Genomic DNA, 1,927 nt, shown 5'->3' with positions numbered 1-1,927 from the left:
CGTCTGATCCAGCGGGTAGTCACGCTCGGTGCGGTTCCAGCCATGCAGCAGCAGTTCGCGTTCCGCCTCCGGCACCACCGCCAGTGAACACACCGGCGTCTCCGGCGCCTGCTCCAGCGCTTGCGCCAGTGAGCTCAGCGCCTGCACCATATAGTCACACACCCGCTGGGCATCGACCGTCTCGGTCACCTGCGCCGTCACGCCCAGCGAATCGCCGCCGTCCTCCACCGATAACACGAACGGATAGTTGGTACGCTCTTCGGCGCTCAGCAGGCTGACACCTTCCGGCAACGCCACGGCTTCGCCGTTGTTGTGGCGATAGTTGAGCAAGGCGCTGAACAGCGGCGCCCCAGGGCTGACGCCGCTGCAGCGCTGCGCCAATGCCAGCGGCGCATGTTCATGCGCCAGCAGCCCGCTCAGCCGCACGTGTGCCTCTCTTGCCGCCGTCTCCACGCCTCGCCGATCGATGTCCAGACGCAGCGGCAACGTGTTGATAAACAACCCCAATGCCCGTTCCGCGCCTTCGCCGCCCTGCAGACGCCCCAGCAATACGGTGCCGAACACGACCGCGTCTCGCCCGCTGACGCTCGCCAGCACCTGCGCCCAGGCCAGGTGGCACAGGCTGGCCAGGCTGACGCCCAGCCGCCGCGCCTGTCGCCGCAACCGCAGGTTCAGCGCCGAAGAGAGCGCCTGGTAGCGGCAGGCGATTTGCCGCCCTTCGCCGTGCACGTCGCTCAGGCCGAACGGCAGCACCGGCTCGCGGATATCTGCCAACATGTCGCGGAAGAAGCTTTCGTGCTCAGCCTCGCTGAGAGCCAGGCGCGCCTGCGCCACCGCATTGCGGAACGGCTGGGCGACGCCCAGCTGTGCCCCACGGCCGGCGAGGATCTCGCCGATCTCTTGCTCCATGAAGGCCAACGTGGAGTGATCGCCAATCAGATGATGCCACTGCTGCAAAGCGCACCAGCTGCCGTCCTCCTCCTGCGTGACGGTAAAGTTGAGCAGCGGCGCGCGGGTCAGATCCTGCCGCTGCTGCAACGGATCAAAGCTGGCCGCCAGCTGTTGCCAAATCGGGCCGTCAGCCGGATCGAAACGCCGCTCGCTCAGCGCCAGCTCAGCCTTGCGCCACACCACCTGCACCGGCGAGGACATGCCCTGCGTGATGAACGCAGTGCGCAGAATGTCATGGCGATCGATCACCTGCTGCATCGCCGCCAGCCAGGCGTCCAGTCGCGCACGGCTGTCGAAACGCAGCACCGCGGACAGCTGGTACGGGTCACCCCGTTCCGCCAGCAGATGGTGGAACAAAATCCCCTCCTGCAGCGGCGACAAGGCGTAGATGTCCTGTACGTTGGCCACGCCGCCCGGCACCTGCGCCACCACCGCGTCGATTTCCGGCTGGCTCAGCGTCGCCAGCGGCAACATCTCCGGCGTAATGGAGGCCCCGCCCGGTAAAATCCGGTTTTCCGGTATGTCGATCTCACCTTGCGCGCTCATCGCCTGCGCCAGCGCCGACAGCGTCGGCGTTGAGAACAACGTCTGCACGTTCGCTCCCCAACCGGCGCGCCGCAGCTGAGCCATCAACTTCACCGCCAGCAGCGAGTGGCCCCCCAGCTCGAAGAAGTTATCGTGGCGGCCTACCTGCTCCACGTTCAGCAGTTCGCGCCAGATCGCCGCCAGCAGCGTTTCGTGTTCACCCTGCGGCGCTTCGTACGCTGCCTGGCTCTGCGCCCCCTGCGGCTCCGGCAACGCCCGACGATCCAGCTTGCCGTTCGGCGACAGCGGCAACGCCGCCACCACCACCCAGGCCGACGGCACCATATAGTCCGGCAGCGCCGCGCTCACATGCTGCCGCAGCGCGCCCGCCAGCGTCTCTTCCGCCACGCCGGCGGCCGGCACCACCCACGCCACCAGCCGTTTGTCGTCA

At 67.4% G+C, this 1,927-nt stretch carries 1 protein-coding gene; it reads right to left on the bottom strand.

The genetic code is table 11. From position 1 onward, the window contains the following. The coding region (locus WCL58_RS25200) for a condensation domain-containing protein (RefSeq protein WP_336851752.1) at nucleotides 1-1,927 on the bottom strand (1,927 nt) is incomplete at both ends.

Origin of the sequence: Serratia sp. TMDUHS_CL (assembly GCF_037137105.1) — a bacterium.
Lineage (GTDB): Bacteria > Pseudomonadota > Gammaproteobacteria > Enterobacterales > Enterobacteriaceae > Serratia > Serratia nevei.
This window is presented reverse-complemented; position numbering and strand designations above follow the sequence as displayed.